Annotated in this window: 27 protein-coding genes; 7 read left to right on the forward strand and 20 right to left on the reverse strand. The window is 71.2% G+C overall.

Features of this window, described 5'->3' with window-relative positions; genetic code table 11:
• Complete coding sequence (locus BLR02_RS16805; RefSeq protein WP_090663993.1) at positions 1–1137, forward strand: ABC transporter permease; 1137 nt, start codon at positions 1–3, stop codon at positions 1135–1137.
• Positions 1138–1140: 3 nt separating this feature from the next.
• On the opposite strand, the gene BLR02_RS16810 is transcribed toward BLR02_RS16805, so the two are convergent.
• The 3 genes from BLR02_RS16810 to BLR02_RS16820 are packed head-to-tail and all read right to left on the reverse strand — an operon-like array spanning position 1141 to position 5677.
• Complete coding sequence (locus BLR02_RS16810) at positions 1141–2073, reverse strand: dimethyl sulfoxide reductase anchor subunit family protein (protein WP_090663994.1); 933 nt, start codon at positions 2071–2073, stop codon at positions 1141–1143.
• A complete protein-coding gene (locus BLR02_RS16815; protein ID WP_090561180.1) occupies positions 2070–2810 on the reverse strand; it encodes a 4Fe-4S dicluster domain-containing protein in 741 nt (246 codons plus the stop codon). The genes BLR02_RS16810 and BLR02_RS16815 overlap by 4 nt, the downstream gene beginning before the upstream one ends.
• Positions 2807–5677 carry a molybdopterin oxidoreductase family protein gene (locus tag BLR02_RS16820; RefSeq protein WP_245704827.1) on the reverse strand — a complete coding sequence of 957 codons (2871 nt, stop codon included), beginning with the start codon at positions 5675–5677 and terminating at the stop codon, positions 2807–2809. Before BLR02_RS16820 ends, BLR02_RS16815 begins: the two co-directional genes overlap by 4 nt.
• 195 nt (positions 5678–5872) lie before the next feature.
• Between BLR02_RS16820 and BLR02_RS16825 the strand changes: the two genes are divergently transcribed.
• On the forward strand, positions 5873–6658 hold the full coding sequence (locus tag BLR02_RS16825) for an HpcH/HpaI aldolase family protein (RefSeq protein ID WP_218127975.1): 786 nt from the start codon (positions 5873–5875) through the stop codon (positions 6656–6658).
• On the opposite strand, the gene BLR02_RS16830 is transcribed toward BLR02_RS16825, so the two are convergent.
• The 7 genes from BLR02_RS16830 to BLR02_RS16860 form a co-directional block, all read right to left on the reverse strand.
• On the reverse strand, positions 6645–7442 hold the full coding sequence (locus BLR02_RS16830; RefSeq protein ID WP_090663996.1) for an SDR family NAD(P)-dependent oxidoreductase: 798 nt from the start codon (positions 7440–7442) through the stop codon (positions 6645–6647). The genes BLR02_RS16825 and BLR02_RS16830 overlap by 14 nt on opposite strands.
• A 40-nt stretch (positions 7443–7482) precedes the next feature.
• Positions 7483–8463: an SDR family oxidoreductase gene (locus tag BLR02_RS16835; protein ID WP_090663997.1), complete on the reverse strand. Its 981-nt coding sequence runs from the start codon at positions 8461–8463 to the stop codon at positions 7483–7485.
• A gap of 51 nt (positions 8464–8514) precedes the next feature.
• Positions 8515–9207, reverse strand: coding sequence for a DNA polymerase III subunit epsilon (gene dnaQ / locus BLR02_RS16840; RefSeq protein WP_090561176.1), 693 nt, complete (start codon positions 9205–9207; stop codon positions 8515–8517).
• Complete coding sequence (gene coaE, locus BLR02_RS16845; RefSeq protein WP_090561175.1) at positions 9204–9794, reverse strand: dephospho-CoA kinase; 591 nt, start codon at positions 9792–9794, stop codon at positions 9204–9206. Before coaE ends, dnaQ begins: the two co-directional genes overlap by 4 nt.
• A complete protein-coding gene (locus tag BLR02_RS16850; protein ID WP_090663998.1) occupies positions 9791–10645 on the reverse strand; it encodes a shikimate dehydrogenase in 855 nt (284 codons plus the stop codon). The genes coaE and BLR02_RS16850 overlap by 4 nt, the downstream gene beginning before the upstream one ends.
• 55 nt (positions 10646–10700) lie before the next feature.
• On the reverse strand, positions 10701–11441 hold the full coding sequence (locus BLR02_RS16855) for a class I SAM-dependent methyltransferase (protein ID WP_090663999.1): 741 nt from the start codon (positions 11439–11441) through the stop codon (positions 10701–10703).
• Positions 11442–11533: 92 nt separating this feature from the next.
• Positions 11534–12784 (reverse strand): MFS transporter, encoded by a 1251-nt coding sequence (locus BLR02_RS16860; RefSeq protein WP_090664000.1) that lies wholly within the window; start codon positions 12782–12784, stop codon positions 11534–11536.
• 53 nt (positions 12785–12837) lie between these two features.
• Between BLR02_RS16860 and BLR02_RS16865 the strand changes: the two genes are divergently transcribed.
• Together BLR02_RS16865 and BLR02_RS16870 are read left to right on the forward strand one after the other, a co-directional pair.
• The gene (locus BLR02_RS16865; RefSeq protein ID WP_090664001.1) at positions 12838–13662 is read left to right on the forward strand and encodes an AraC family transcriptional regulator; all 825 of its coding nucleotides are present in this window, start codon (positions 12838–12840) and stop codon (positions 13660–13662) included.
• A 73-nt stretch (positions 13663–13735) separates the two neighbouring features.
• Positions 13736–13954, forward strand: a complete 219-nt coding sequence (locus tag BLR02_RS16870) for a hypothetical protein (RefSeq protein ID WP_090561170.1) — start codon at positions 13736–13738, stop codon at positions 13952–13954.
• Here the strand turns inward: BLR02_RS16870 and BLR02_RS16875 are convergent.
• The 7 genes from BLR02_RS16875 to BLR02_RS16905 all read right to left on the reverse strand — a co-directional run bounded on the left by BLR02_RS16875 (position 13940) and on the right by BLR02_RS16905 (position 19848).
• Complete coding sequence (locus BLR02_RS16875) at positions 13940–14590, reverse strand: DUF1796 family putative cysteine peptidase (RefSeq protein ID WP_090664002.1); 651 nt, start codon at positions 14588–14590, stop codon at positions 13940–13942. The genes BLR02_RS16870 and BLR02_RS16875 overlap by 15 nt on opposite strands.
• A 66-nt stretch (positions 14591–14656) precedes the next feature.
• Entirely contained in the window at positions 14657–15868 is a 1212-nt protein-coding gene (locus BLR02_RS16880) for an MFS transporter (protein ID WP_090664003.1), read from the reverse strand.
• A gap of 70 nt (positions 15869–15938) precedes the next feature.
• A complete protein-coding gene (locus tag BLR02_RS16885; RefSeq protein WP_176952721.1) occupies positions 15939–16184 on the reverse strand; it encodes a PGPGW domain-containing protein in 246 nt (81 codons plus the stop codon).
• Between the two features lie 68 nt (positions 16185–16252).
• Positions 16253–17296 carry a DNA adenine methylase gene (locus tag BLR02_RS16890; RefSeq protein WP_090664004.1) on the reverse strand — a complete coding sequence of 348 codons (1044 nt, stop codon included), beginning with the start codon at positions 17294–17296 and terminating at the stop codon, positions 16253–16255.
• A 49-nt stretch (positions 17297–17345) separates the two neighbouring features.
• Positions 17346–17792 carry a polymorphic toxin type 5 domain-containing protein gene (locus BLR02_RS16895; RefSeq protein ID WP_090664005.1) on the reverse strand — a complete coding sequence of 149 codons (447 nt, stop codon included), beginning with the start codon at positions 17790–17792 and terminating at the stop codon, positions 17346–17348.
• A 65-nt stretch (positions 17793–17857) separates the two neighbouring features.
• Positions 17858–19249: a dihydrolipoyl dehydrogenase gene (lpdA, locus tag BLR02_RS16900; protein WP_090664006.1), complete on the reverse strand. Its 1392-nt coding sequence runs from the start codon at positions 19247–19249 to the stop codon at positions 17858–17860.
• 128 nt (positions 19250–19377) lie between these two features.
• On the reverse strand, positions 19378–19848 hold the full coding sequence (locus tag BLR02_RS16905) for an MFS transporter (protein ID WP_090664007.1): 471 nt from the start codon (positions 19846–19848) through the stop codon (positions 19378–19380).
• Positions 19849–19990: 142 nt separating this feature from the next.
• On the opposite strand from BLR02_RS16905, the gene BLR02_RS16910 reads away from it, so the two are divergent.
• From BLR02_RS16910 to BLR02_RS16920, 3 genes are read left to right on the forward strand one after another with little or no spacing between them, the layout of a single operon-like run.
• Positions 19991–21001: a tripartite tricarboxylate transporter substrate binding protein gene (locus BLR02_RS16910; protein WP_245704828.1), complete on the forward strand. Its 1011-nt coding sequence runs from the start codon at positions 19991–19993 to the stop codon at positions 20999–21001.
• A gap of 28 nt (positions 21002–21029) precedes the next feature.
• Positions 21030–22016 (forward strand): tripartite tricarboxylate transporter substrate binding protein, encoded by a 987-nt coding sequence (locus BLR02_RS16915; protein WP_218127976.1) that lies wholly within the window; start codon positions 21030–21032, stop codon positions 22014–22016.
• Positions 22017–22038: 22 nt separating this feature from the next.
• The gene (locus BLR02_RS16920) at positions 22039–23010 is read left to right on the forward strand and encodes a Bug family tripartite tricarboxylate transporter substrate binding protein (RefSeq protein WP_090664008.1); all 972 of its coding nucleotides are present in this window, start codon (positions 22039–22041) and stop codon (positions 23008–23010) included.
• A gap of 34 nt (positions 23011–23044) precedes the next feature.
• Here BLR02_RS16920 and BLR02_RS16925 read toward each other — a convergent pair whose 3' ends face one another.
• Genes BLR02_RS16925 through BLR02_RS16935 form a run of 3 tightly spaced genes read right to left on the reverse strand, consistent with a single transcriptional unit; the run spans position 23045 to position 25789 of the window.
• Positions 23045–24061: an NAD(P)/FAD-dependent oxidoreductase gene (locus tag BLR02_RS16925; RefSeq protein WP_176849631.1), complete on the reverse strand. Its 1017-nt coding sequence runs from the start codon at positions 24059–24061 to the stop codon at positions 23045–23047.
• The gene (locus BLR02_RS30490) at positions 24054–24734 is read right to left on the reverse strand and encodes a methyltransferase domain-containing protein (protein ID WP_090664010.1); all 681 of its coding nucleotides are present in this window, start codon (positions 24732–24734) and stop codon (positions 24054–24056) included. The genes BLR02_RS16925 and BLR02_RS30490 overlap by 8 nt, the downstream gene beginning before the upstream one ends.
• On the reverse strand, positions 24734–25789 hold the full coding sequence (locus BLR02_RS16935; protein WP_090664011.1) for a type III polyketide synthase: 1056 nt from the start codon (positions 25787–25789) through the stop codon (positions 24734–24736). The genes BLR02_RS30490 and BLR02_RS16935 overlap by 1 nt, the downstream gene beginning before the upstream one ends.
• Positions 25790–25800: the final 11 nt, after the last annotated feature.

The following is a 25800-nucleotide window of genomic DNA, read 5'->3' on the forward strand; positions in this document are numbered from 1 at the left end:
ATGCGCCTGCCCGCGACCCTCGCCAATGCGCTGCATCTCGGGGTGAAGGAGCTGCGCAGCCTGCTGCGCGACCCGATCATGCTGGTGCTGATCGGCCATGCCTTCACCCTTGCCATCTATACCGGCGCGGCCGCCATGCCCTCCGCCGTGAACCGCGCCACCATCGCCATCGTGGACGAGGACCGCTCGCCGCTCTCGGCACGGATCGCCGCCGCCTTCTACCCGCCCACCTTCCTGCCGCCGGTGATGATCACCCAGGCGCAGATGGATGCGCGGATGGATGCGGGCCTCGACACCTTCGCCCTCGACATCCCGCCCAATTTCCAGCGCGACCTCCTCGCCGGCCGCAACCCCGCCATCCAGCTCAACGTGGATGCGACGCGGATGACCCAGGCCTTCTCCGGCAGCGGCTATGTCCAGACCATGGTGATGCAGGAGGTGCAGGCCTTCGCGCAGCGCTATCGCGGCGGGGAGGTGCCGCCGGTCGATCTCGTGCTGCGCGCCCGCTTCAATCCGCAGCTGGAGAAGAGCTGGTTCGGCGCCATCATCCAGCTGATCAACAACATCACCATGCTGTCCATCGTGCTGACCGGCGCGGCGCTGATCCGCGAGCGCGAGCATGGCACGATCGAGCACCTGCTCGTCATGCCGGTCACGCCCTTCGAGATCATGATCGGCAAGATCTGGGCGATGGGGCTGGTGGTCTTCGCCGCCGCCACCGCCTCGCTGTTCCTGGTGGTGCAGGGGCTGCTGGCGGTGCCGGTCGGCGGCTCTGTGCCGCTCTTCCTGGCGGGTGCGGCGCTGCACCTGCTCGCCACCACCTCCCTTGGCATCGTGCTCGGCACCGTCACCCGGTCCATGCCGCAATTCGGCCTGCTGCTGATCCTCATCCTGCTGCCGCTGATGATGCTCTCGGGCGGGATGACGCCCTTCGAGAGCATGCCGGCGGGCGTGCAATGGGTGATGCAGCTGGCGCCGACGACGCATTTCGTCGCACTGGCCCAGGCCATCCTGTACCGGGGCGCGGGCCTCCCTGTGGTCTGGCCACAATTCGCCGCGCTGCTGGCGATCGCGGCGGCCCTCTTCGCCTTCGCCCTGCTGCGCTTCCGCCGGATGATCGGCGAGACCGCCGGGTGAGGCTCAGCTCCCCCGGTAGTACAGCGTCACCGTATGCGTGGCCTCGGCGAACATCAGCCAGCGCTCCACCAGCAGCCCGGCCAGGGCAAGGATGGCGCCGAGGGTCAGCGCCAGGGCGGCCGCGGTGCCGCCGGCCAGCAGCGCCAGCAGCGCCAGCAGCGCCGGCAGGGCGAAGCCGCCGAGCTGGGCGATGAGGCGCAGCTTCGTGGCGTGCTTGCGGGCGATGCGGAAGCCCATCTCCCGCAGCAGGTAGTTCTGCTCGGTATGCGGCGGATCGAGCGGGCGGGTCTTGCCGATGAAGCCGAGCGTCGTCGCGCTCTCGATGGTGGCTATGGGCGGGGCCGTGTCGATCGCCTGCCAGTAGGCGCGCTTCAGCAGCAGCGCGGCAGCACCGGTGAGGATGGCGAGCAGCGCCGGCACCGCGCCGCTGCCGGAGAAGGCGGCCAGCATCGCCAGCAGCACGGCGCCGCTGAAGGCCGATAGCGCCAGGTAGCCGGGGACGACCAGCGGGTGGTGCCATTGCCGGATGGGCTTCAGCGAGGCGTAGATCATCCCCGTGCAATAGACGGTGGCGAAGGCGCCGGCGGCCGCGAGCAGCCCGGCGATGAGGGCGAGTGCCGGCGCATCGACCCAGAGGCCGAGGCCGAGCAGCAGCGCTGGGATGTAGGTGAGGATCGCCGCCACGCCCTCGCGCGACAGCCAGGAGGAGCGCCATTGCGAGACGGCCCGCCAGGCACGCTTCGGGTTGCCGAGATGCAGCGTCGAGGAGAGCAGGCCAGCGGTGATCAGCACCAGCGCCAGCACCAGCGCGACCAGCGCCGCCATGGGGCTCATCGCGACCAGCCCCAGCGGGCGCAGCAGGCCGAGCCAGAAGAGCAGGCCGTAGCCCGCGCCTGAGGCGGTGGTGAAGAAGACGATGGAGGGGGCGGGATTCACCGGGTGAGCACCTTGTCCATCCAGCGCAGCAGCGGGTTCTTGATGTCCATCGGCGTCGGCGAGGCTTCCTCGGGCTGCGCCGCGGCGCTGCTGCGGTTGCGCGGCGGCAGGTAGCTGTTGACCGGCTTGTAGCCGAGCTCCGGCATCAGCGGCTGGCCGCCGCGCTCGGCGACGAGCTTGCTGACCTTGCTCTCCGGGTCGCCCAGGTCGCCGAAATGGCGGGCGCTGGTCGGGCAGGTCAGCACGCAGGCGGGCTGGCGCTGCGCCTCGGGGATGGTCTCGTTGTAGATGCGGTCGATGCAGAGGGTGCATTTCTTCATCACCCCCTCGTCCTCGTCCATCTCGCGCGCGCCATAGGGGCAGGCCCAGGCGCAGAGGCCGCAGCCGATGCAGATGTCGTGGTCGATGAGGACGATGCCGTCCTCGATGCGCTTGTAGGAGGCGCCGGTCGGGCAGACGGTGACGCAATCCGGCGTCTCGCAATGCAGGCAGGAGCGGGGGAAGTGGACGGTGCGGCCCGCCTCCCCCTCGCCTGCCTCGTAGCTGTGGACGCGGTTGAACCAGACGCCCTCGGCACCGGCCGAATAGGGCTTCAGGTCCGGCAGCGGGCCGCTATGGCCGGAGGCGTTCCACTCCTTGCAGTTCGTCGCGCAGGCCTGGCAGCCGACGCAGGTGTCGAGGTCGATGACGAGGCCAAGCTGCTTCTGGCCTGGGGTGATCTCGGGCAGGCAGGTCACGGGGTTGCCTTCGTCGAATAGCGGAGGATGTCGGGGCGGGCCGGCATATGCGGCGGCAGGGCGGGCGCGTCCGGGTGCGGGCTGGTGATGCCCTCCTCGCCCGGGGCGCATTTCGTCACCGAGACGCGGAGGTCGTACCAGGCGGCCTGGCCGGTGACCGGGTCGGCGTTGGACTGGCGGAAGCCGCCCTGGGCCGGCAGCCACTCGCTGATGACGTGGTTGAGCAGGAAGCCGCGGGTCGATTCCGGGCTGCCCTCCTCCAGGTTCCAGGCGCCGGCGCGCTTGCCGATGGCGTTCCAGGTCCAGACCGTGTCGGGGTTCACGCCCTCCATCAGCGAGACCTGGCATTTGAGGCGGCCGGCGCGGCTCTCGACCCAGACCCAGTCATCCTGGGCGAGGCCGAGCGCGGTGCCGCGGCTGCGGGCCATGTAGAGCTTGTTGGCGCCGAGGATCTGCCGCAGCCAGGCATTCATCGAGCCCCAGGAATGGTACATCGCCATCGGCCGCTGGGTGATGGCGGAGAGGTCGAAGCGGTTCAGGTCCTGGCCCTCATGCTCCAGTGCCGGGTACCAGATGGGCAACGGGTCGCAATAGGTGCGGATGCGCTCGCGGAGGCGGTCGGGGGGCTGCTTCGCGCCATGGCCCTCGGCGGCGAGGCGGAATTTCTGCAGGGGCTCCGACCAGATCTGCATGACGATCTGGTCCGACTTGCCCATCAGCCCCATGGCCTTCGACTGCTCGAGATAGGCCTTGTTGGCGTGCTTGTAGTAGCCCTGCTCCGGCGGCAGGTGGTCGCGCCAGAAACAGCCATTCTCGATGTAGCGCTGGAGTTGGTCGGGGTTGGGCTCGCCGACGCCCTTCTTGCTGCCATCCGTGCCGCGGAAGCCGGCGAGCGGGCCGACGCCGGGCATGCGCTCATGGTTCACGATGTAGTCGGGGTAGTCCTTGAACTTCGCCGTGCCGTCCGGCCTGGTGAAGGCGGGCAGGCCGAGGCGGGCGCCGAGCTCGATCAGCACATCCTGGAAGGGGCGCACGTCGCGGTCGGGCTTGATCACCGGCTGGCGGATGGCATCGCCCGCGCCATGGGCGCTGCCGATCGGCCGGTCGAGGATGGAGATGCAGTCCCAGCGCTCGAGATAGGTGGTGTCGGGCAGGATCAGGTCGGCATAGGGCACGGTCTCGGAGAAATAGGCGTCCGAGTAGATGACATGGGGGATGGTGTAGCTGCCATCCGCCTGCGTCTCGGTGAGGATGCGGATGACCTCGCCGGGGTTCATCGCGCTGTTCCAGGCCATGTTGGCCATGAACATGAAGAGCGTGTCGATCTTGTACGGGTCGCCCAGGCCGGCATTGCCGATGACGGTGTGCATCATCCCGTGCAGGGCGAGCGGCGCGTCCCAGGAGAAGGCCTTGTCGATGCGCAGCGGGTTGCCCGCGTCATCGACCAGCAGGTCATCCGGCCCGTGCGGGAAGGAGAGGATGTTGCCGGCGAGCGGCGTGTTCGGCTTCGCGCCGCGGCCGGCGGGGCCAGGGCCGGGCGGGATCGGCCGCGGGAAGGGTGACTTGTAGCGCCAGGAGCCGGGGGTATCGACGGCGCCGAGCAGCATCTGCAGCAGGTGCAGCGCGCGGCAGCTGTGGAAGCCGTTGCTGTGCGCGGAGATGCCCCGCATGGCGTGGAAGGCGACGGGGCGGCCCGTCATCGTCTCGTGCCGGCGGCCCCAGACATCGGTCCAGGGCTGGTCGAGGGTGATCGCCTGGTTGAAGGCGACATCCGCGATCTCGGCGGCGATGCGGCGGATGCGCGCGGCGTCGATGCCGCAACGCTCGGCCACAGCCTCGGGCGCGTATTCGGGGGCGAGGTAGCGCTCGGCCAGGAGGTGGAAGACGGGCTGCGCGCGACGGCCATCGGGCAGGGTGAACTCGCCGGCCATGACGGCGGAGAGGTCCACCAGCGAGGCGTCGATGGCGCCGCGCTCGCGGTCCCAGGCGAGCGGCTTGCCGTTCTCGTCGCGGGCGAAGAGGCCGTCATCCTCGCCGCCCGGGTTGCGGATGACGAGCCAGGAGGCGTTGGTGTAGCGGGCGAGGAAGTCGAGGTCGATGTTGTCGGTGCGCAGCAGCTCATGCGCGATAGCGAGCGCGAAGAGCCCGTCGGTGCCGGGGCGGAGGCCGACCCACTCGTCGGCGATGGCGGAGTAGCCGGTGCGGACCGGGTTGATGGAGACGAACCTCGCCCCCCTGCCCTTCAGCTTGGCGAGGCCCATCTTGATCGGGTTGCTGTCATGGTCCTCGGCCACGCCGAACATCAGGAAGTACTTGGCGCGGTCCCAGTCCGGCTCGCCGAATTCCCAGAAGCTGCCGCCGATGGAGTAGAGGCCGGCGGCCGCCATGTTCACCGAGCAGAAGCCGCCATGCGCGGCGAAATTCGGCGTGCCGAATTGCGCGGCCCAGAAGCCCGTCAGGCTCTGCGACTGGTCGCGGCCGGTGAAGAAGGCGAGCCCGCGCGGATCGGTGGCGCGGACATGGCGCAGCCAGCCGGTGGCGGTCTCGAGCGCCTCCTCCCAGGAGATCTCGGCGAACTCGCCGGAGCCGCGCGGGCCGACGCGCTTCAGCGGTGCGCGCAGCCGGGCGGGCGAGTACTGCGTCATGATGCCGGCGCTGCCCTTGCCGCAGAGCACGCCCTTGTTGACCGGGTGGTCCGGGTTGCCCTCGATATAGCGGATGCGGCCGTCCTTGAGGTGGACGCGGATGCCGCAGCGGCAGGCGCACATGTAGCAGGTGGTGGTCTTCACCTCATCGCCGACGGGGGGCGAGTAGTCCACCGCCCGGTCGGGCCTCTCCGTCGCCAGCGGCATCGGCGCTTCGGGCATAGACTGGCCTTCTCCCCTATTGTCCTGATCTCGAAATCCGCTGGATCTCGATCTCAGGCCACTAGCCATTGTTTCCAGTGGCCTGCTCGTCCGTGAAGCCCGTGGGTAGATCCACGGGCTTCACGGGCAGGACACTACCCTGAAATGTCAGTAAGCCACGCGGGCCCGTTCTGGGCAAACCGGGAGGAGAAGTCCATGCCGCAAAGCCTGAAGTCCCTGGTGCAGTCGGGCCGGCTCGCCGCCGGAACCTTCCTCGTCGAATTCGTCACGCCGGGGATCGGCCATATCCTGGCCGGGGCCGGATGCGACTTCGCCTTCCTCGACATGGAGCATAGCGGCTTCTCGACCGAGACAGTGAAGTCCGCGCTGCGCTACCTGGAGGCGGGCGGCATCCCGACGCTGGTGCGGGTGCCCTCGCGCGAGGCGCATGACATCGCCCGGATCGCCGATGTGGGGGCGGAGGGGGTGATGCTGCCGCTGGTCGGCAGCCTGGAGGTGGCGCAGGCGGCCGTCGCCGCGCTGAAATACCCGCCGCAGGGCCGGCGCGGCGTCGCCTTGCAGATCGCGCATGACAACTACCGCGCCGGGCCGGCGGCGGCGAAGCTGGCGGCGGCCAACGAGCGCACCGTGCTGGTGCTGATGATCGAGACCGCCGAGGGGGTGGAGCAGGCGGAGGCGATCGCCGCGCTCGACGGCGTCGATGCACTCTGGGTCGGCCATTTCGACCTCTCCGCCTCGCTCGGCATCCCGGGTGAGTTCGACCACCCGGCCTTCCGCGAGGCGACGCGGCGCGTCTGCGCAGCGGCGCAGCGGCACGGCAAGGGCCTCGGCCGGCTGGTGACCGGGGCGGCGGAGGCGGAGCGCGCCTGGCAGGACGGCTTCCGCCTGCTGGCCTGGGGCGGCGATGCATGGCTGCTGCAGGCCGCGGTGGCGGAGGGCGTCGGGCGCCTCCGCCATATCGCGCAGGCTAGTTCGGGCTGAGGCTGCCGACGCGCCCCGCCGTCTGGGCGGAATCGATCACCAGCTCCGAGCCGTTGATGTAGCTGGACTGGTCCGAGGCGAGGAAGAGCACGCCATTGGCGATGTCCTGCGGCGTGCCGAGCTTGCCGGTCGGCACGCTGGCGGCGGCGATGGCGCGGGCATCGAGCGGGGCGTTCCGGCCGCCGGGGCCGATCGGCATCTTGTCCCAGATCTCGGTATCGATGATGCCGGGATGGACGCTGTTGCAGCGGATGTTGTCCCGCGCGCATTCCAGCGCCACCGATTTGGCGAAGAGCCGCACCGCGCCCTTGCTGGCCGAGTAGCCCGCGAGCCCCGCCGAGCCGCGGATGCCGGCGACCGAGGACAGCAGGATGATCGACCCGCCTCCGGCGCGCTTCATCGCCGGGATGGCGTATTTCACCGACAGGAACACGCCGTCGACATTCACCGCCATCTGCCGCCGCCATTCCTCGAGCGACATCTCGAGCAGCGGCTTCAGGATGGCGATGCCGGCATTGGCGACCAGCACGTCGAGCCGGCCGAAGCGGGTCTCGGCCTCCTTCACCACCTCGGCCCAGCGGGCCTCGTCGGTGACGTCCTGGTGAAGGTAGTGGGCCTCGCCCCCGGCCTCGCGGATGCGGCCGGCCATGGCCTCGCCACGGGCATCGTCGAGATCGGTGAGGAGGACCCGCGCCCCCTCCCGCGCCAGGGTCGCCGCGCAGGCGGCGCCGATGCCGGCGGCCGCGCCGGTGACGAGCGCGACCTTGCCTTGGAGCTGGGCCATTCATGTCCTCCCGTTTCGTCCCGGGAGGAAGGTTAACCCCCTAGCTGCGGCGCGCCAGGGCCAGGCTCAACAATTCCGCCCCGAGCAGCAGGCCGAGGCCGCCGAGCGTGAGGCTGCCGAGGCTCGGGCCGCGGGCATGGGGAACGGGCTTGCCGCTGCGCGTACCGGTGCCCTTGGCGATCGGCCGGGCGACCGCACCCTCGGTCCGCGGCACGCGGCGGGCGCGGCGCAGGGCGGCGCGGATCAGGGCGCCCGTCGCCGTCTCGGTCAGGCCCGGCGCCAGCCCATAGGCGAGGCGCGCGGCCGAGGCCGGCCAGCCGACGGAGACCTCGGCCCGCGGGCGGCGGACGAGGCGCAGCACCACCTCGGCCACCGCCTCCGGCGTGAGGTAGAGCGCCTTCGGATCGAGCGCCCGGCCGGAGACATTGGCGGCGCGGGAGAGGCCGGGCGTATCGACCAGGGCGGGGAAGACGGCGCAGACATGGATGCCGGGATGGCCCGTCAGCTCCTGCCTGAGGCTGGCGCTGAAGCCGCGGATGCCGAATTTGCTGGCGGCGTAGGAGGCGGCGAAGGGCGTCGGCGACCAGCCGCCCATGGAGCACATGTTGATCAGCACCCCGCCCCCTTGGCGGAGAAAATGCGGCAGGGCGGCGGCGCTGCCCTGCATGGTGCCGATCAGGTTGATCTCGACGACCTTGCGCTGCAGGCCGGAGGCCGCCTCCCAATAGGGGCCGAAGACGCCGGTGCCGACATTGTTGAACCAGACATCGATGCGGCCGAAGCGCTCGATGGCGGCGCGGGCCAGGGCCTCGACCTGTGCCTCGTCGCTGACATCGGTCGGTATGGCGATGGCTTCGGCGCCAAGGGCCTGGCAGGCGCGGGCGGTGTCCTCCAGCGCCTCAGGCCGGCGGGCGGCCAGCACCAGCCGGGCACCCTCGCGGGCGAAGGCGAGCGCCGTCGCCTTGCCGATGCCGGAGGAGGCGCCGGTGATGACGGTGACGGCGTTCGGGATCGCGGGCATGGGCGGCCTCTCCGGCTGGCGCTGAAGCCAGGAAGACGCCGCGCGGCCTCGCTAGGTTCCGGCGGCGAAGGGCGGCTGGAGCCAGAGCGGCTCCTTCACCTTCTTCAGGAATTCCGCATGGGCGGCGAGCTCCGCCTCGGTCGGGGTGACGAGGCGGGGCGTGCGGGGGCGGTTCAGCCCCTCCAGCGCCCTGGTGCCGCCGCCGATGTTCAGCGCCAGCACGAAGCCCGGCTGGCGGCCGCCCATCAGCTCCAGATAGACCTGGGCCAGCAGCTTCACGTCGAGCAGTGCATTGTGGCTGGTGCGCATGGAGTTATCGACGTTCAGCCGGCGGCAGAGCGCATCCAGGCTGTTCGGCATGCCGGGATAGCGCTGCTTGGCGAGCGCCAGGCTGTCGACCATCCGCGCCCGGTCGAGCGGCTTCCGGCCGGCGCGGACCAGCTCGGCATCGAGGAAGCCGAAATCGAAGGGCGCGTTGTGGGCGACGATCGGGGAGTCGCCGAGGAAGCCGAGGAAGCCCTCCAGCACCTCGGCGAATTTCGGCTTGCCCCGCAGCATCTCGGCGGTGAAGCCGTGGACCTTGGTGCTCTCGGGCGGCACGTCCCGCTCGGGGTCGAGCAGGGTGTGGTAGGTGGCGCCGGTGGGCATCAGGTTCACCAGCTCGATCGCCGCGATCTCGATGACGCGGTCGCCGGTGGCGGGGTCGAGGCCGGTGGTCTCGGTATCGAGGACGAGCTGCCTCATGCGGCGCGGATCTCCCGGACAAGGGCCTGGATGGCCCGTTGGGCGAAGTGGCGCGAGAGGCCGGTTTCCACCACCCGGTCGGCGCGGCGGCGCTTCTCACGGTCCGGCATCTGCCGGGCGAGGATGGCGGCCAGCCGCTCCTCCGTCATGCCGGGGCGGCGGAGGACGCGGATGCGCTGCACCGCGGCGGGGGCGGAGACCACCACCACCAGGTCGCAGCGCCCCTCTCCGCGCGTCTCGTAGAGCAGCGGGATGTCGAGGACGACCAGGGGTTCGGCCCGCCGCCGCGCGGCGGCGAGGAAGCGCCGCTCGGCATCGCGGACCAGCGGGTGGACGATGCGCTCGAGCCGGGTGAGTGCCGGGCCGTTGCCGAGCACGGCGCGGCGCAGCGCCTCGCGGTCCACCCGGCCGTCCCGCACCGTGCCGGGGAAGGCGGCGCCGATCGGGGCGACGGCGCGGCCGCCACGCGCCTGCAGCGCGTGGACGGCGGCATCCGCGTCGAAGACGGGGACATGGAGGCGGCGGAAGGTGTTGGCGGCCGTGGACTTGCCCATGCCGATGCTGCCGGTGAGGCCGAGGACCTTCATCGCGCCGGGATGTCCCCGCCGACGAAGGCGCGCAACTCGTCATCCACCACCGGCTCCGTGCCGAACCAGGCGGCGAAGCCGGGGCGGGCCTGGTGGAGCAGCATGCCGAGCCCATCGACGGCGGCGAGGCCGCGTGCCCGGGCGGCGGCGAGCAGCCCCGTCTCGCGCGGGACATAGACGATGTCGGCGACCACGGCGCCCGCCGGCAGCGGGGCGAGGTCGAGTTCGAGGGGCGGCTGGCCTTGCATGCCGAGGGATGTGGTGTTGACCAGCAGCAGCGCATCCCCGGGCGGGACACCGTCGGCGATCTCGATCGGCCCGCCGAGCGTCCGGGCCAGGGCCTCGGCGCGGGCGGGCGTGCGGTTGACCAGGGTGAGCCGGGGGCAGCCGGCATCGAGCAGGGCGGCGGCGATGGCGCGGGCCGAGCCGCCGGCGCCGAGCAGGACGGCCGGGCCCGCCTCCGCCCGCCAGCCCGGCACCGCCTCCCGCAGATTGGCGAGGAAGCCATAGCCATCGGTGTTGGAGCCGCGGATGCGCCCATCCTCGAAGACCAGCGTGTTCACCGCGCCCGCGCGGTGCGCCGAAGGCTCGACCATGTCGCAGACGGCGAAGGCGGCCTCCTTGTGCGGGATGGTGACATTGGCGCCGCGGAAGCCGAGATCGGCCAGCGCCCGCACCGAATCCGCGAAGCGCTCCGGCCGCACCGGCAACGGCAGGTAGGCGCCGTCGATGCCATGGCGGCGAAGCCAGAGCCCGTGCAGGCGGGGTGAGCGGGAATGGGCGACGGGCCAGCCGAGGATCCCGGCAAGGCGGGCTTTGCCGGAGAGGATGGGGCCGCTGAGGATGGTCATGCCCCAAGGGTCGCCGCCGCGTGGGCGGCGGTCAACCTCCGGTCCTTGAGGGGCCTCAGTCCTTGATGGGGTCCACGCGCTCGCAGAGCAGGAAATGGGCGTGGTCCTCCCAGGTGTATTCGTCGCGGACGGCGAAGCCCATGACGTTCACCAGGGCACGGAAGGCGGGGATGCTGAGCAGCCACCAATAGGGCCAGCAGCTCAGCCCCTGCTCGGTGCGGTGCGGCATCATCGCGCCGGTCTGCTGGGGGCGTGGCGCGGTGTCGTCGATGCTCCAGCCGAATTTGGTCTTGTAGTGCTGGCGCATGATGTCGCGCTGCGGCTCGGACATGGCGGGCAGCAGGAAGGCCATGCCGTCCGGGCATTCGATGGTGCCGAACTCGTTCTCCACCCTTGCCGGCATGATGACGGTGTTGGTGATGAGCCACTGCCCGGTGATGCGCGTCAGGTTGTAGAGCGCCGTCACCGGATCGGCCACGTGGTAGAGGATGCCGGTGGAGTGCAGCACGTCGAAGCGCGGCAGCTGCTCCGGCAGGTCGGAGCGGGTGATGTCCACCCGCTCGTGGCAGTCGTACTGGCTGCGGTCGATGCCGATGCCGGCCATCTTGTTGTGGAAGAAGGTCCAGTAGTCTGAGGTGAAGGGCTGGATATCGGCCATCGCCACATGGCCGGCGCCGGCATTGATGGCGCCGCTGACGCGCTCGTTGCAGGACCACTCGCCGATGCCGCCGATATCGACGAAGCTCTGGCCGGGAACAACGGCACGGATCCAGGCTTCGGGCGGGGATTCGGACATCGGGTACTCCGCAGGGCGCAAATCATCACGCCTTCGTTATCGACAACGGGCGGACGCTAGCTGATGCGCCCCGCCGTCTCAAGCAAATGCGCCTATTCGGCCGGGGCCAGCCCGGCCTGGGCTTGGGGTTGGGCCCAGAGCTCCGGCTGCAGCTCCTCCGGCCGGTCGGGGAAGGCGAGCGCGCAGAGGAAGGTCACGGCGCCGAATCCGGCCAGCACCAGCAGGGCCGCCGCCAGCCCGCCCGTTGCCTCGTGCAGCAGGCCGATCAGGGGCGAGGCCGCGGCGGCGCCGAGGAAGCCGATGGTGAAGCGGATGGAATAGAGCTTCACCCGCAGCGCCGGCGCCACGTAGCGCGCCGTCATCGTCTCGTTCACCGTTACCTGGCCGAAGATGGAGGCGGCCATCAGCCCGGCCAGCGGCAGCACCAGCCAGCCCTGCACCACCGAGAGCAGTGCCAGGCAGGGCAGCTGCACCAGGGCGAGGGGGAGGAACACGCGCTTCAGCGTGTAGCGGTCGATCATCCGCCCGACGGTGAACTGCGTGACCCCGCCGCAGAGGGTCGCCAGGAAGGCCAGCATGCCGACCACCGGCAGCAGGTCCGGCGAGTCCGCCAGCCGCTCCTCCATCAGCTTCGGGATCAGCAGGGTGAAGGCATTGAAGACGAGGCCGGAGATGGCGGCGATGGTCAGCAGCACGGTGACGGCGCGGCGCACCACGGCGGCCGGGATCTCGGGGAAGGGCTTGGCGCCGGCCGCGGCGCGGGCGGCATCGAAGGCCGGCTCGCGCAGCCAGGCGAGGCCGACCAGGACGGAAAGCGCACCCGGCAGCACGAAGGCCCAGTGCCAGCCCAGCCGGGCGGCGACCAGCGCCGTCACCACCGGGGCCAGCGCCACGCCCATATTGCCGAAGGCGCCGTTGATGCCGACCGCGCGGCCGACCTTGCCGCCTGGCGCGGCGGCGGCGGCCTCCACCAGCATCGCCGTGCCGATGGGATGGTAGATGGCGGAGAAGGCGCCCATCAGCGCCAGCGCCAGGCCAAGGGTCAGCGGCCGGTCGGCGAGGCCGGCCAGCATCATCGCCCCGCCGGTGCCGAGGAAGAAGCCGGTCATCATGGCCTTCCGGCCAAAGCGGGCGGCGAGCCAGCCCATCGGCAGCGAGCCGAGGCCATAGAGCACGAACATGCCGGTGCCGAGCGCCAGGATCGGCCCGTATTCCTGCCCGAAGGCGGCCGGCGCCTGGTCCACCATGCCGAGCACGGCGGTCGCCAGGATCAGCAGGCCGTAATGGGTGAAGACATGCGCGATGTTGACGAAGGCGATCTGCCGTGCGGCGGGGTCATGCATGGCGGTTTTCCGTTTCCTGGACCGTCCTGGCCAATTACCCTGGCCGGATGACGATGGCTGGCCAATTCCTGTCGAAATCCGGCCAATTCCCGGAAGCGCCCCGGCGCGACCTGCCGCAGGATGCGGTGGACCGGCCGCTCGCCGGCTTCACCCGGGATTACCGCGACGGCGAGAGCGTGCCGCGCCATGCCCATGCCCGGGCCCAGTTGCTCTATGCGACGCGCGGGGTCATGCGGATCTCGACCGACACCACGGCCTTCGTGCTGCCGCCCGGCCGGGCGCTGTGGATGCCGGCCGCCGTCCCCCATGTCACGGCGATGCAGGGGCCGGTCGCCATGCGGGCGCTCTTCCTGCGCGCCGATGCGGCCCTGGCGGGGCCGGGGACGGTGACGGTGATGGCCGTCTCCCCCCTGCTGCGGGAGCTGGTGCTGGCCGCCTGCGCCGAGCCGCTGGAATGGGACCCCGCCGGGCGCGGCGGCCATCTCGCGGCGCTGATCCTCGATGAGATCGCCCGTGCCCCGCGCCTGCCGCTCGGCCTGCCGGTGCTGCGGGATGCACGGCTGCGCCGCCTGGCCGCGGCCCTGCAGGCGGAGCCGGCGCAGCCGCTCGGGCTCGAGGACTGGGCGCGGCATTGCGGCGCCAGCCCGCGCACCCTCACCCGCCTGTTCCGCGAGGAGACGGGGATGAGCTTCGGCCGCTGGCGGCAGATGCTGCGCCTGGCGGAGGCGGCGGTGCTGCTCGCGCGCGGGGTGCCGCCGGCCCGTGCGGCGGCGGCGGTCGGCTATGCCAGCGCCCCGGCCTTCGGCGCGGCCTTCCGGGCAGCCTTCGGGGTCACGCCCGGCGAAGGCCGAGCCGCAGGCGGAATGGACGCCTTGTAATATGCAGCAATACTTGTCACGACTTCGCGTGCAATATACCAATGGGGCCGGAGAAACGCCAGGAGCACCCCCCATGCTTGGCCAAGCCGTCCCGACCCTTGTGCTGACGACCCTCGGCTGGTTCGGGCAGATGGGTACGGCGTGGTTATGGCAGACGCTCGGAATCCTGCTGGCCTGGGGCCTGCTTTCCACCACGCTGGTCGGCTGCGCGGGAGCCTGGATCGCGCTCGGTCGCGCCCGGCGGCCCGAGGGCAAGGCGGAGGCGGTTCGCCGCGGCTCAGTAGCCGGATAGGCGCATCGCCTCCTTGTGGGGGAATTCCCGGAAGATCCGGTCCCAGGAGGAGACGTGCCCATCCGTCGCATCGTCCCATGGCGCGATGCGACGGACATAGCGGTTGTGGATGCGCTCCTCGCCCCAGGGCGCCTCAGCGCGGTCCTGTGCCATCACAGCAATCAGTTCGAAATGGGACGCCCCGTGGATCTCGCCCAGATGGTGGCGGACCAACGGCAGTAGCCGGCGGACCGTGGCAAGCTCCTCGACGGGCTCCACCTTGTAGAAATAGGCGGTGCGATGCTCCGCCGGGCGGAGGCGGAGGAATTTGTCGATGAGGTACCGGGCCTTGTCCAGGTAGTCGGCCCATTTGGTATCGTAGTCCGGGTCCGCCCGGAAGTCGTAGCCCTCGAAGGGCGAATGGAATTTGTAGTCATAGCCGCGGTCGAGCAGCATGAAGCCGTCGCCGTGGACATCGATGTTGCCGTCCTGCAGCACGCCGTCGAAGCGGTTGGCCAGCAGGCGCTCCAGCGTCGAGACGCTGGTGACGTTCCAGTTGCAGAAGGTGGAACTGTCCCGGCCAAGGATACGACGTATCTGGAACCCGACCTCGCAGTCGCTGCCGAGCGAAACATACTCGTCGAAACTCTCGGGCATCCGGCCGGTCCTCCGGTACCTTAGGTAACATAAGCATTGGCGCCGTCCAGGCCTGGTTGTGGGCCGTCAGCCCCCCGGCGCCTGCAGGCCCGCGAGGCTCCGCGGCGGGGCTGCGCGCAGCGGCAGCAGGCAGGCCATGGCGGCCAGCCCGACCAGGCCGGCGAGGCCCAGCACGGTGGTGGCCGGGAGGCTGGCAACCAGCGGGGCGGTGAGCATCGGCGCCGCCGCCTGCGCCAGCAGGACGGGTGTCGCCAGCTTGCCCATCAGCACCGGGTAGCCGCGCGGCCCGAACAGCGCCAGCGGCACCGCGCCCCGGCAGATGGTGATGATGCCGTTGCTCGCGCCATAGAGCAGCACGAAGGGCACCGCCGCCGCCGGCCCGGCGACCACCAGCAGCAGCGCCCCGAGCGGCAGCAGCCCGCCGCCGAGCCAGGCGACGCGCAGCGGATGCACCGATTTGCCGAGGGTGAATTCCAGCAGCCGCCCCCCTACCTGGGCCGGCCCCATCAGCGCCGCCGCCCCGACCGCCGCGGCGATCGGCAGGCCGAGCCCAGCGAGGACGGCCGGCAGCTGCACCGACATGGTGGTGCTGATCAGCGCCCGCAGGGTGAAGAAGGCGGCGAGGAACAGGAAGCTGCGCCGCACCCAATCGGCGGGCAGCGGGATCTCGCCCGCATCGGCCGCCGCCGCCGGCCCCTCCGCCGCCGAGCCGGTGCGCGGCAGCAGGGCATAGACCGGCAGCACCAGCAGCAGGTTCACCGCGGCATAGGCGAAGCAGGTGCCGCGCCAGCCGAGTGCCGGCAGCAGCGCCGCGGTCACGGGCCAGCCGATGGTGCTGGCGAAGCCGCCGAACAGCGTCACCAGCGTGATCGCCCGCCGCGCCGCCCGGCCATAGAGCATGCCGAGCGTGGCGAAGGCCGCCTCGTAGAGGCCGAGTGCCATGCCGATGCCGAGCACGACCCAGGCCAGGAACCAGCCCGCCAGCCCCGGCAGCAGGCCGAGCAGCGCAAGCCCCGTGCCGATGGTGAGGGAGGAGGCGAGCAGGACCGGCCTTCCGCCAAGCCGCTCGATGGTCCGTCCGACCCGTGGGGCGATGAAGCCCGAGATCAGCAGGGCGAGCGAGAAGGCGCCGTAGACCAGGACCGGGTCGGCCTGCAGGTCGGCGACCACCACCGGCGCCAGGAGCGCGGGGAGATAGTAGCTGGTGGCCCAGGCCAGGGTCTGCCCGATGCCGAGCAGGATGGCCACGAAGCGCGAGTCGGTCCGGAAATTCGCCATGCAGGCTTCTCGGCCAGGTTGAGGGCCGCGCCAAGCGAACAGGCCGGGAATTCGTCCGGCCGTTGCCTCGTCAGCGGGGCAGCAGCCGCCGCAACCTCTCGCCCTGGCGCTCGCTCCAGCCGATCAGCCGGCCTTCCAGCGCTTCCACCTGCCCTACCTGGCGGGGCCAGCGGCTAGAGAGCTTCTCCATGCCGCGCCGCGCCCAGGAATACTGGTCGCGCAGCACGAAGAGGCCCAGCGCGAGGAAGAGCATCCCTTGCAGGATCGGCAACACCATCCCGGCGACGCCGAGCGTCAGTAGGGAAAAGCCTGCCACCTTGCGTCGCCAGGAGGGCACGGGCCTCTGCTGCCCGGACGGTGTGGGATTCTGCCGCCAGCGGGCCATCAGGCAGCCTGCGGCGGCAGGGCGAGGGCCAGCTCGCCGGAGACGAAGAGGTATTCGGTATTGGTCAGCCGCCCGACCGTGCCGACCTTCTCGCCCTTCGGATTGTGGATGCCGATCTTGGCGCCGACATAGCGCCCATAGGGGATCTCGATCACCCGCAGCGGGCCGCGCGGGCGCAGCATCGCCTCCAGCGCGGCGCGGCCGAGGTAGCCCTCGTCGTTGAAGGAGACGACGACGGTCGGGCAGCGCAGCGCGGCGATGGTCCGATTGAGCGCCGGGCCGATGCCCGGGCGGCTGTTGAAGGCGGAGCGCCGCGTGCGGCAATCGGTGCGCTTGTTGGCGATGCCATAGACCTCCGGCTGATCCCAGCGCACCAGCGTTTCCCAGACATGGTAGTTCCGCAGGTAGGAATGCTGGTTGTAGGGCGGGTCGAGATAGGCGAGGTCGCAATCGAGCCGCGCCGCCACCGCCTCGGCATCCTCGCAGAAGGCGGCGCAGGGGCCCGCCGCCGGGCGGGGCTGCAGAGCGGGCAGGCGGAGGGCCAGCGGGTTCCGGGCGCGGGCAGCCCATTGCTTCATATAGGCCATCTGCAGCCCGGCGGTGCTGTCCACCCGGTCGGCGGCCTCGAGCAGGGAGGTGAGCAGGATGGCCTCCAGCTCCGGCTCGGCGCCGAGGCCGGCGATCGCCTCGCGGATCGCCTCGATGCGGGCGCCGTTGTCGGGGTGGAAGTAGCGGGCGGCGACGCAATAGGTCTCGGTGAACCAGCCGGCGCGCGGCGGCAGGCGCTGCAGCTCGGCCAGCAGCCGGGTGGCGGGTTCCGCCCAGCGCTCGGCATCGGCCTGGACGTAGCAGATGGCGAGTGTGTGGGCATAGGCGTTGTGGTCATTCGCCAGCACCCGGTAGCCGGCCCCCTTCAGCGCATGGCCGACCCGGGCGGTGCCGGAGAAGAGGTCGGCCACCGTCGCGCCCGCCGGCACGGCCGCGCCGATGGCCGAGAGGATCTGCGTCAGCAGCGCCCGCTTGGAGCCGATATACTTGATCACTGGCTGAGGATCGGCCGGCGCGGCGATTCGGGGCAAGCGGCGCGCCGCCTCACCCGGACAGCGCCCAGCCCGGATGCGGCGAGGCCGCGGCGACGGTGCCGGGCGGCTTCAGCACGCCGACATTCTCCCACATCCGGGCGGTGCGCAGCTCCACTGGCACGCCACCGATCTCGACCGCGGTGGCGAAGACGATGCCGCGGCGGCCGCCGGTCTCGATGGTGTAGTTCTGCTCCTGGTTGTCGTCGGCATCCTGCAGGGCCAGCCGCTCATGGGCGGCCTCCTCCAGCCCATGGAAGCTGACCAGGTGGCCGGCCTGGACGGGCGGGACATGCTCGTTCCTCAGGGCCTTCCGGTGGCGGGAGCCGAGACGGGAATGCCAGTCCTTGGTCGTTGGATCGACCAGGAATTCGAGCGGGTGCCCCGGCGTGCCGAGGATGCGGGCCAGGGCCCATCGCATGAAGGCGTCCTGGGCTCCGGTGCGCTGCTTCACGGCCATGGCCTACCCTCCCTTTGGGGGGAGGGTAGCCGATCAGCGGCGCACCGGCATCACCCATGCAAGGATCAGATATGCAGCGCCCGTCCGTCGGCGGCCAGCGCCGCCTCCTTCACCGCCTCGTTCAGCGTGGGATGGGCATGGCTGGTGCGGGCCACATCCTCGGCGCTGGCGCCGAACTCGATGGCCAGCGCCATCTCGGCGATCAGCGTGCCGGCATCCGGGCCGATGATATGGGCGCCCAGCACCTTGTCCGACTTTGCATCGGCCAGGATCTTCACGAAGCCTTCCGTGTCGTTCATCGCCCGGGCGCGGCCATTGGCGGTGAAGGGGAATTTCCCGACCTTGTAGGCGATGCCCTGGGCCTTCAGCTCCTCCTCGGTGGCACCGACCGAGGCGATCTCGGGCCAGGTGTAGACGACGCCCGGGATGGCGCCGTAATTCACGTGGCCGGCCTGGCCGGCGAGGATCTCGGCGACGGCGACGCCCTCCTCCTCGGCCTTGTGGGCCAGCATGGCGCCGGCGATGCAGTCGCCGATGGCGTAGATGCCGGGGATGTTGGTGGCGAAGTGCCCGTCGGTGACGACGCGGCCGCGCTCGTCGAGCGCGACGCCCACCTCCTGCAGCCCGAGCCCTTCGATATAGGGGCGCCGGCCGATGGCGAGCAGCACCACATCGGCCTTGATCTCCTCGGCGGTGCCGCCGGCGGCGGGCTCGACGGTCAGGGTGACGCCATCGGCATCCTGCCTGGCCGCCGTCACCTTCGACTTCAGCCGGAACTTCATTCCCTGCTTGCCGAAGGTCCGCTCCGCCTGCTTGGCGAGCTCGGCATCCATGCCGGGGATGAGCCGGTCGAGGAACTCGATCACCGTCACCTGGGCGCCGAGGCGCTTCCAGACCGAGCCGAGCTCGAGGCCGATGACGCCGCCGCCGATGACGACGAGATGGCCGGGGACCTTGTCCAGCTCCAGCGCGCCGGTCGAGGTAACGACGCGCTTCTCATCCACCTCGACGCCGCGCAGCGGGGTGCTGTCGCTGCCGGTCGCGATGACGATGGCCTTGGTGGAATAGGTCTCGCCATTGACCTCGACCTGGCCGGGGGCGGTGATCCTGCCCGCGCCCTTCAGCCAGGTGACCTTGTTCTTGCGGAACAGGAACTCGACGCCCTTGACGTTGGCCGAGACCACCTCGCCCTTCCTCGCCTGCATCTTGGCGAGGTCGAGCTTCACCCCGTCGACGATCACCCCGTGGTCGGCCAGCTTATGGGCGGCCTCCTCGAAATTCTCGCTGCTCTGGAGCAGGGCCTTCGAGGGGATGCAGCCGATATTGAGGCAGGTGCCGCCGAGCGTCGCCCGCTTCTCCACGCAGGCCGTCTTCAGCCCGAGCTGGGCGGCGCGGATGGCGCAGACATAGCCGCCGGGGCCGGAGCCGATGACGATGAGGTCGAAGCTGTCGGGCATAGGGGGTCCTCGGGCCGGGAATTCGGGGCGGAAACTGGCCCGGGGCGGGCCGCAGTGCAAGTCGCGGCGGCGCGGGGCAGCCCGGCACGGTCCGTCCCTTCACACCGCGCGGGTGCCTGCCGGGGCGGTCAGGCCCGGCCGTGCTCCCGCGCCAGGTGGCTCTCCACCCGGGTCTCCGGCATGAACCAGGCCGTCACCAGGGCAAGGGCGAAGAAGCCGCTCTCGGCCCCGGCCGACTTGAACCAGAGGCCGACATACTCCGCCGTGCCGCCGAACAGCGCGTTGGCGACCGCATAGGGCGGGCCGACGCCGAGCGCCCGGACCTCGCCGAGGAGCTCCGCCTTCACCAGCCCGCTGATCGAGGTGTAGCAGGGGAGCACCAGCAGCCCCGCTGTGAGCGGCGAGCCGGCCCGGCCGATGGCCGTCAGCAGCAGCACGGTTATCAGCGCCCCGAGCGCGCCGAAGGCGAGCAGCATGCCGCGCCGCCCGATGCGGTCCGAGAGGGCGCCGAAGAGGGGCTGCGCGCCGATGAAGGCGAGGATCCTCCGGCGCCGGTCGGCAGCCGCGTCGAAGGGGGCGGCGATCGTTCCGGCATCCATGAGGCACTCCTTCGCCCCCGCAACGTGGCGGCTGGCCGCTGTGGCAAAGCGCTTCCCCTGCCCGCGCCCACCCGTCACACTCAAGCGGCAACGAAAAGGGGCCGGAGGCATAACCGGCCCGCACGGACGGGAGACGACGACCATGGGATTCGAAGGGACACGGCTCGGCCGGCGCGATGCGCTGGCCCTGGGTGGGATGGCGTTGGGCGGAGCAGCGCTGGCGGCGCCGGCCCTGGGCCAGGGAACATCCGGCCAGGGGCGATTTCCTGACCGCCCCATCCGCCTCATCATCCCCTGGCCGCCGGGTGGCTCGGCGGATGCGCAGCTCCGCTCGCTGGCGGAGATCGCCGGCCGGGCGCTCGGCCAGTCGGTGGTGGTGGAGAACCGCCCCGGCGCCTCCGGCACCATGGGCGCCATGCATCTGACGACCCAGGCGCGGCCTGACGGCTACACGATCAGCCAGATGCACCTGTCGATCGTGCGGCGGCCCTTCATCACCCGCACCCCGCCCTGGGATCCGGTGAACGACTTCACCCATATCATCGGCCTGTGCGGCTGGATGTTCGGCATCGCGGTGAAGGCGGATGGGCCGATCAAGACCTGGGCGGACTACCTCGCCTATGCCCGTGCCAACCCCGGGCGGCTGACCTACACCACCTCCGGCATCGCCACGACCAACCACCTGACGATGGAGGAGCTGGCATCGCGCGAGAAGCTGGAGCTGGTGCACGTCCCCTACCGTGCCTCCAACGAGGCGGCGGTCGCGGTCGCGTCCGGCGAGGTGATGAGCGTCGCCGACAGCTCCGCCTGGGCGCCGCTGGTGGATGGCGGGCAGCTTCGGCTGATCTGCGTCTGGACGGCCGAGCGGTCGCCCCGCTTCCCCGAGGCGCCGACCCTGAAGGAGCTGGGCTACGACATGGTCGTGACCTCCCCCTATGGCCTGGCCGGGCCGAGGGGGATGGACCCGGGCGTCGTCCGCGTGTTGCATGATGCCTGCAAGGCGGCGCTCTTCGACCCGGCCAATGCAACGGTCCGGGCGCAGTTCGACATGCCGCTCGAGTATTACGATACTGAGGACTACCGCAGCTTCATCGCCCGCCGGGCCGAGTACGAGAAGACCATGGCGCAGCGGCTGAAGCTGCGGATCGACTGAAGCAAGACCACCGGGAGAAGCACCAGGAATGCCATCCATCACCCGCCGCGGGGCGCTGACGCTCGCCGCGGCCAGCCTCGCCGCCCCGAGACTTGCCACCCCCGCGCTCGCCCAGGGACGTTTCCCGGACCGGCCGCTGCGCCTCGTCATCCCCTGGCCGGCGGGTGGCTCGGCCGATGCGCAGCTCCGCTCCATGGGGGAGATCGCCAGCAAGGCGCTTGGCCAGCCGGTGGTGATCGAGAACAAGCCGGGGGCGGGCGGGACGCTCGGCCCGATGACGGTCGCCCAGCAATCCCGGCCGGATGGCTATACGCTGACCCAGATGCACCTCTCGGTGCTGCGGCGGCCCTGGATGATGAAGACCCCGCTCTGGGACCCGGTGAAGGATTTCACCCATATCATCGGCCTCACCGGCTGGCTCTTCGGCACCGCCATCAAGGCCGATAGCCGCTTCGAGACCTGGGCCGAGATGATTGGCTATGCCCGCGCCAACCCGGGCAAGCTGACCTATTCCACCAGCGGCATCGGCACCAGCAACCACCTGGCGATGGAGACCATCCTGGAGCAGGAGAAGGTCGAGATCACCCATGTGCCCTTCCGCGGCTCCAACGAGGGGGTGACGGCGGCGCTGGCCGGGCAGGTGGACATGGTCTGCGACAGCAGCGCCTGGGCCCCCTTCGTCGAGGCCGGCTCCATGCGCGCCCTCTCGGTCTGGACCGCCGAGCGGGCGGCGCGCTTCCCCTCCGTGCCGACGCTGAAGGAGCTCGGCTACGACATGGAGGTCACCTCACCCTATGGGGTCAGCGGGCCGAAGGGGATGGATGAGGGCGTGGTGCGGGTGCTGCACGATGCCTTCAAGGCCGCCCTCTTCGACCCCGAGAACGAGCGCATCCGCACCCAGTTCGACATGCCCCTGGTCTACCGGAACACCGCGGACTACCGCGACTTCGTCGCCAGGCGCGTCGAGTACGAGAAGATGATGGTCAAGCGGCTGAACCTCTCGCTCGACGGCTGAGCAGGGACGGAGGGAGGAAACAATGACAATAGCATCCACCCGCCGCGCCCTGCTGGGCGCGGCGAGCGGCCTGCTGGCCGCCCCGGCGCTCGGCCAGGGGCGCTTCCCCAACCGGCAGATCCGCTGCCTTATCCCCTGGCCGCCGGGCGGCTCGCTCGATGCGCTGCACCGGCAGATGTTCGAGATCGCGGTGAAGGATCTCGGCCAGCCCATCATCATCGAGAACATGGCCGGCGCGCGCGGCACCCGCGCCGCGATGTTCCTGATCCAGCAGGCCCGGCCGGATGGCTACACCATCGCCCACCACCACCTGTCGATCCTCCGCCACCCCTTCCTGACGCGGCAGGCGACCTGGGATCCGGTCACGGATTTCACCTACATCATGCAGCTCACCGGCTTCGTCTTCGGCACCGCGGTGCGTGGCGACAGCCCGTGGCGGACGCATGCCGAGCTGATGGAGGCCGCCCGCCGCGCCCCGGGCCGCCTCACCTTCTCGACCAGCGGCATCGCCACCACCAACCACCTGGCGATGGAGGACATTCTCGCCCGCGAGCGGGCCGAGATGACGCATGTGCCGATGCGCGGCAGCCAGGAGGGCGTCACCGCCCTGCTCGGCCGGCAGATCGACATCGTCGCCGACAGCCAGTCCTGGCGGCCCCAGGTCGAGACCGGCGAGCTCCGCCTGCTGGCCGCCTGGACGCCGGACCGGCTGCCGAGCTTCCCCGAGGTGCCGACCCTGAAGGAGCTCGGCTACGGGATGAGCGTGACCTCGCCCTACGGCCTCGCCGGGCCGAAGGGGATGGAGCCGGAGGTGGTCGACATCCTCCACCGCACGCTGAAGAAGGCCTTCGAGGATGAGGCCAGCCAGGCGATCATGAAGCGGTGGGAGCTGCCGAACGAGTATCTCGGCCCGCGCGAGTACCTCGCCTTCGCCCGCGAGCGGGTGGCCTATGAGCGGGACACGGTGGGCCGGCTGAAGCTCAGCATCGACTGAGGCGCCGCAGGGGGCAGCGCCTGCAGGCGCTGCCTCACAGCCGCGTCGCCCGCGCGAAGGCCGGGCCGAGCAGCGGGGCGGCGGCGGCGAAGCCCGCCGGCCAGCCCTGCAGCACCCGGGCGCCGAGCCCGGCGAGCAGCACCGGACGGGCATGGCGGCGGCGCCAGGCGGCCCCGAATTCCGCCGCCTCCCGCCCCGCCAGGATCGCCTCCGCCGCGGCGAGGCCCGATTGCAGGGCCAGCGCCATCCCCTCCCCCGTGAAGCTCGGGATCACGGCCGCCTGGTCGCCGATGCGGTAGAAACCGGGCGGCCCCTCCCCGGCATGGCGCCAGCCATAGGGCACGCCCGCCACCGCCAGGGGCCGCGCCCAGAGCGGCCGGGCATCGCGCAGCAGCCGGGCGGCGAGGGCGGAGCCGGCGCGGATGGTGGCGAGCAGGTCGCCGGGCGCCTGGCGCAGCGCGGCGCAGAGATTGGCGCCGCCCGCCTCGCTCGGCTGCAGCCCGGCATAGCCGCCGGCGCAGGGCAGCAGGGCGACCGCGGCCTCGATCGGGACATCGGCCAGATGCAGCTTGAGCCCCATCCAGGGCGAGGCCGGGCGGGGGAAGCCGCGCAGCGCGTGCTTGCCGGTCGCCAGCACCACCCGGCGCGCGGAGACCTCGCCCGCGCTGGTGCGGAGGCGCCAGCCCCCGCCCTCGGCCTGGGCGCCCAGCACGGTGACGCCCCGTCGCAGCGCCGGGCCGGCCGCCGACTGCAAGGCGCCATCCAGCCGCCGCCGGGCCAGGCCCCAGGCGTCGAAGGGCAGCGCAGCCGTGCTCTCCCGCGCGCCATGGCCGATGCGGAGGTGCCGCAGCGGGATGGCGCCGAGCGCGGCCGGGTCGATGCCGAGCGTGGCGAGGGCCGCCGCGGCGTCGGGGCCGAAGAATTCGCCGCAGACGCTCTCGCGCGGGGCGGCGCTGCGCTCCAGCAGCACCACCTCCCGCCCTGCCCGGCGCAGCGCGATCGCCGCGGCGCAGCCGGCCGGCCCGGCGCCGATGACGGCGATCTCAGCCACGGCCGGAGACGATCCAGCGGAAGGGAAAGGCCCAGGCGATCTCCGCCGCGACGCCGGCTTCCGCCAGCAGCCGCTGCCAATCGGCGCGGGTGAAGCCGCGGGCGATGGAGACGGTGCTGTCATGCACCACCATCGGGTCCATCCTGAGCGCCCGGACGGCGCCCCAGACGAAGCCCCAGGGCAGCCAGTGCCGGTGCAGGTCGGAGATCAGCCAGCCCCGCCGCGCCCGGCCGGGCAGCCAGCGCAGGAAGCGCACCAGCTCCGCATCCCGCAGGTGATGGGTGAAGAGGCTGCACAGCACCACATCGAACCGCTCCGCCTCCGGCAGGTCGAAGAGGTCCGCGGTGATGAAGCGGGCCGGGATGCCGGCCGCGCCCGCATAGCGGGCGGCCCAGGGGCTGCGGTCGAGGCCCACGAGTTCCACCGCCACGCCGCGCCGCTCGCCCCAGCGGGCGATGGCGGCCAGCATGTCGCCGCCGCCGAAGCCGATATCGAGCACGGAAAGCTGCCGCGTGCCTGTCTCGGCCACCAACGCGTCGAGCCAGCGCAGCGTCGGGCGGTAGGCGAGGCTCATCCGGTTGATGCGGGCGAGGTCGCGCAGGGCGGAGGCGAATTCGGCCTCGGTCGCCGCCGCGTCGTCCATCCATTCGGCGGCGGCGCTGCGCTCGCGCATCAGGCGATGCGGAAGCGCATGGTCTCGGCCGAGAGGCCGGGGCCGAAGGCGAGCGCGCAGCCGCGCTGGCCGCGCGGTGCCGCCATCATCCGCTGCAGCACGAACATGACGGTGGCGGAGGACATGTTGCCATGCTCGCGCAGCACCGCGCGGCTGACATCGAGCGCATGGTCCGGCAGGTTCAGCCCATGGATGACGGCATCCAGCACGCTGCGCCCGCCGGGATGCACGGCCCAGAGGTCGAAGGCATCCACCGCCTCGCCGGCCAGGATGGCGGCGGCCTCCTCTGGCAGGGCACGGGCCAGGGTGAGCGGCACGAAACCCGAGAGCGTCATGTCGAAGCCGCCATCGCCGATGCGCCAGGTGATCTGGTCGGCGGCCTCGGGGATGAGGGCGGCGTGGAAGCCATCCATGCCGATGCCTTGCGGCTCCGCCGTCACCAGCGCGGCGCTGGCGCCGTCGGCGAAGAGCAGGAAGCAGAGCAGCTGCTCGATCTCGCTCGAAGGCTGCAGGTGCAGCGTGCAGAGTTCGAGGTTCAGCACCAGTACCCGTGCCCGGGGCTCGCTGCGGACGATGTGGTGGGCGAGCTTCAAGGCGTTGATTGCGGCCTGGCAGCCCATGAAGCCGACCATGCTCCGCTCCACATGGCCCGGCAGGCCGTAGCGGCGGATCAGCCAGTGGTCGAGGCCGGGCGCCGCGAAGCCGGTGCAGGTGGCGGTGACGAGATGGGTGATGCGCGGCCCCTCCTCCGCGAGGCCCATCGCCTCGCAGGCGGCCTCGGCCAGGGCCGGCGCCTCCGCCTCGTAGCGGGCCATGCGGGCGGCGGTGCCGGGGAAGGCATCGAGCCGGTAGAAACCGTCCACCGTGCCGCTGGCATCCGCCTCCGCCTCCAGCACCGAATGCCGCGTCTCGATCTGCGAGCGCTCGGCGAGGCGGGCGAAGGCGGTGCGGATGCGGGGTTCGGTGATCTGCCGGCCGGCGAAGAGGCGGAACGCCTCATGCACCTCGTGCCGCGGAACTGCCGTGCCGATGCGGTTGATGAAGGCCTGTGTCACAGGCGGGAGAT

The organism is Belnapia rosea, from assembly GCF_900101615.1.
Taxonomy (GTDB): Bacteria; Pseudomonadota; Alphaproteobacteria; order Acetobacterales; family Acetobacteraceae; genus Belnapia; species Belnapia rosea.

Bases quoted from the DNA above. Each gene is read 5' to 3' on its own strand.
- BLR02_RS16805 (WP_090663993.1), top strand. From the start codon at position 1: ATGCGCCTGCCCGCGACCCTCGCCAATGCGCTGCATCTCGGGGTGAAG.
- BLR02_RS16820 (WP_245704827.1), bottom strand. From the start codon at position 5,677: ATGCCCGAAGCGCCGATGCCGCTGGCGACGGAGAGGCCCGACCGGGCG.
- BLR02_RS16825 (WP_218127975.1), top strand. From the start codon at position 5,873: ATGCCGCAAAGCCTGAAGTCCCTGGTGCAGTCGGGCCGGCTCGCCGCC.
- BLR02_RS16830 (WP_090663996.1), bottom strand. From the start codon at position 7,442: ATGGCCCAGCTCCAAGGCAAGGTCGCGCTCGTCACCGGCGCGGCCGCC.
- BLR02_RS16835 (WP_090663997.1), bottom strand. From the start codon at position 8,463: ATGCCCGCGATCCCGAACGCCGTCACCGTCATCACCGGCGCCTCCTCC.
- dnaQ (WP_090561176.1), bottom strand. From the start codon at position 9,207: ATGAGGCAGCTCGTCCTCGATACCGAGACCACCGGCCTCGACCCCGCC.
- coaE (WP_090561175.1), bottom strand. From the start codon at position 9,794: ATGAAGGTCCTCGGCCTCACCGGCAGCATCGGCATGGGCAAGTCCACG.
- BLR02_RS16850 (WP_090663998.1), bottom strand. From the start codon at position 10,645: ATGACCATCCTCAGCGGCCCCATCCTCTCCGGCAAAGCCCGCCTTGCC.
- BLR02_RS16855 (WP_090663999.1), bottom strand. From the start codon at position 11,441: ATGTCCGAATCCCCGCCCGAAGCCTGGATCCGTGCCGTTGTTCCCGGC.
- BLR02_RS16860 (WP_090664000.1), bottom strand. From the start codon at position 12,784: ATGCATGACCCCGCCGCACGGCAGATCGCCTTCGTCAACATCGCGCAT.
- BLR02_RS16865 (WP_090664001.1), top strand. From the start codon at position 12,838: ATGGCTGGCCAATTCCTGTCGAAATCCGGCCAATTCCCGGAAGCGCCC.
- BLR02_RS16870 (WP_090561170.1), top strand. From the start codon at position 13,736: ATGCTTGGCCAAGCCGTCCCGACCCTTGTGCTGACGACCCTCGGCTGG.
- BLR02_RS16875 (WP_090664002.1), bottom strand. From the start codon at position 14,590: ATGCCCGAGAGTTTCGACGAGTATGTTTCGCTCGGCAGCGACTGCGAG.
- BLR02_RS16880 (WP_090664003.1), bottom strand. From the start codon at position 15,868: ATGGCGAATTTCCGGACCGACTCGCGCTTCGTGGCCATCCTGCTCGGC.
- BLR02_RS16895 (WP_090664005.1), bottom strand. From the start codon at position 17,792: ATGGCCGTGAAGCAGCGCACCGGAGCCCAGGACGCCTTCATGCGATGG.
- lpdA (WP_090664006.1), bottom strand. From the start codon at position 19,249: ATGCCCGACAGCTTCGACCTCATCGTCATCGGCTCCGGCCCCGGCGGC.
- BLR02_RS16905 (WP_090664007.1), bottom strand. From the start codon at position 19,848: ATGGATGCCGGAACGATCGCCGCCCCCTTCGACGCGGCTGCCGACCGG.
- BLR02_RS16910 (WP_245704828.1), top strand. From the start codon at position 19,991: ATGGGATTCGAAGGGACACGGCTCGGCCGGCGCGATGCGCTGGCCCTG.
- BLR02_RS16915 (WP_218127976.1), top strand. From the start codon at position 21,030: ATGCCATCCATCACCCGCCGCGGGGCGCTGACGCTCGCCGCGGCCAGC.
- BLR02_RS16920 (WP_090664008.1), top strand. From the start codon at position 22,039: ATGACAATAGCATCCACCCGCCGCGCCCTGCTGGGCGCGGCGAGCGGC.
- BLR02_RS30490 (WP_090664010.1), bottom strand. From the start codon at position 24,734: ATGCGCGAGCGCAGCGCCGCCGCCGAATGGATGGACGACGCGGCGGCG.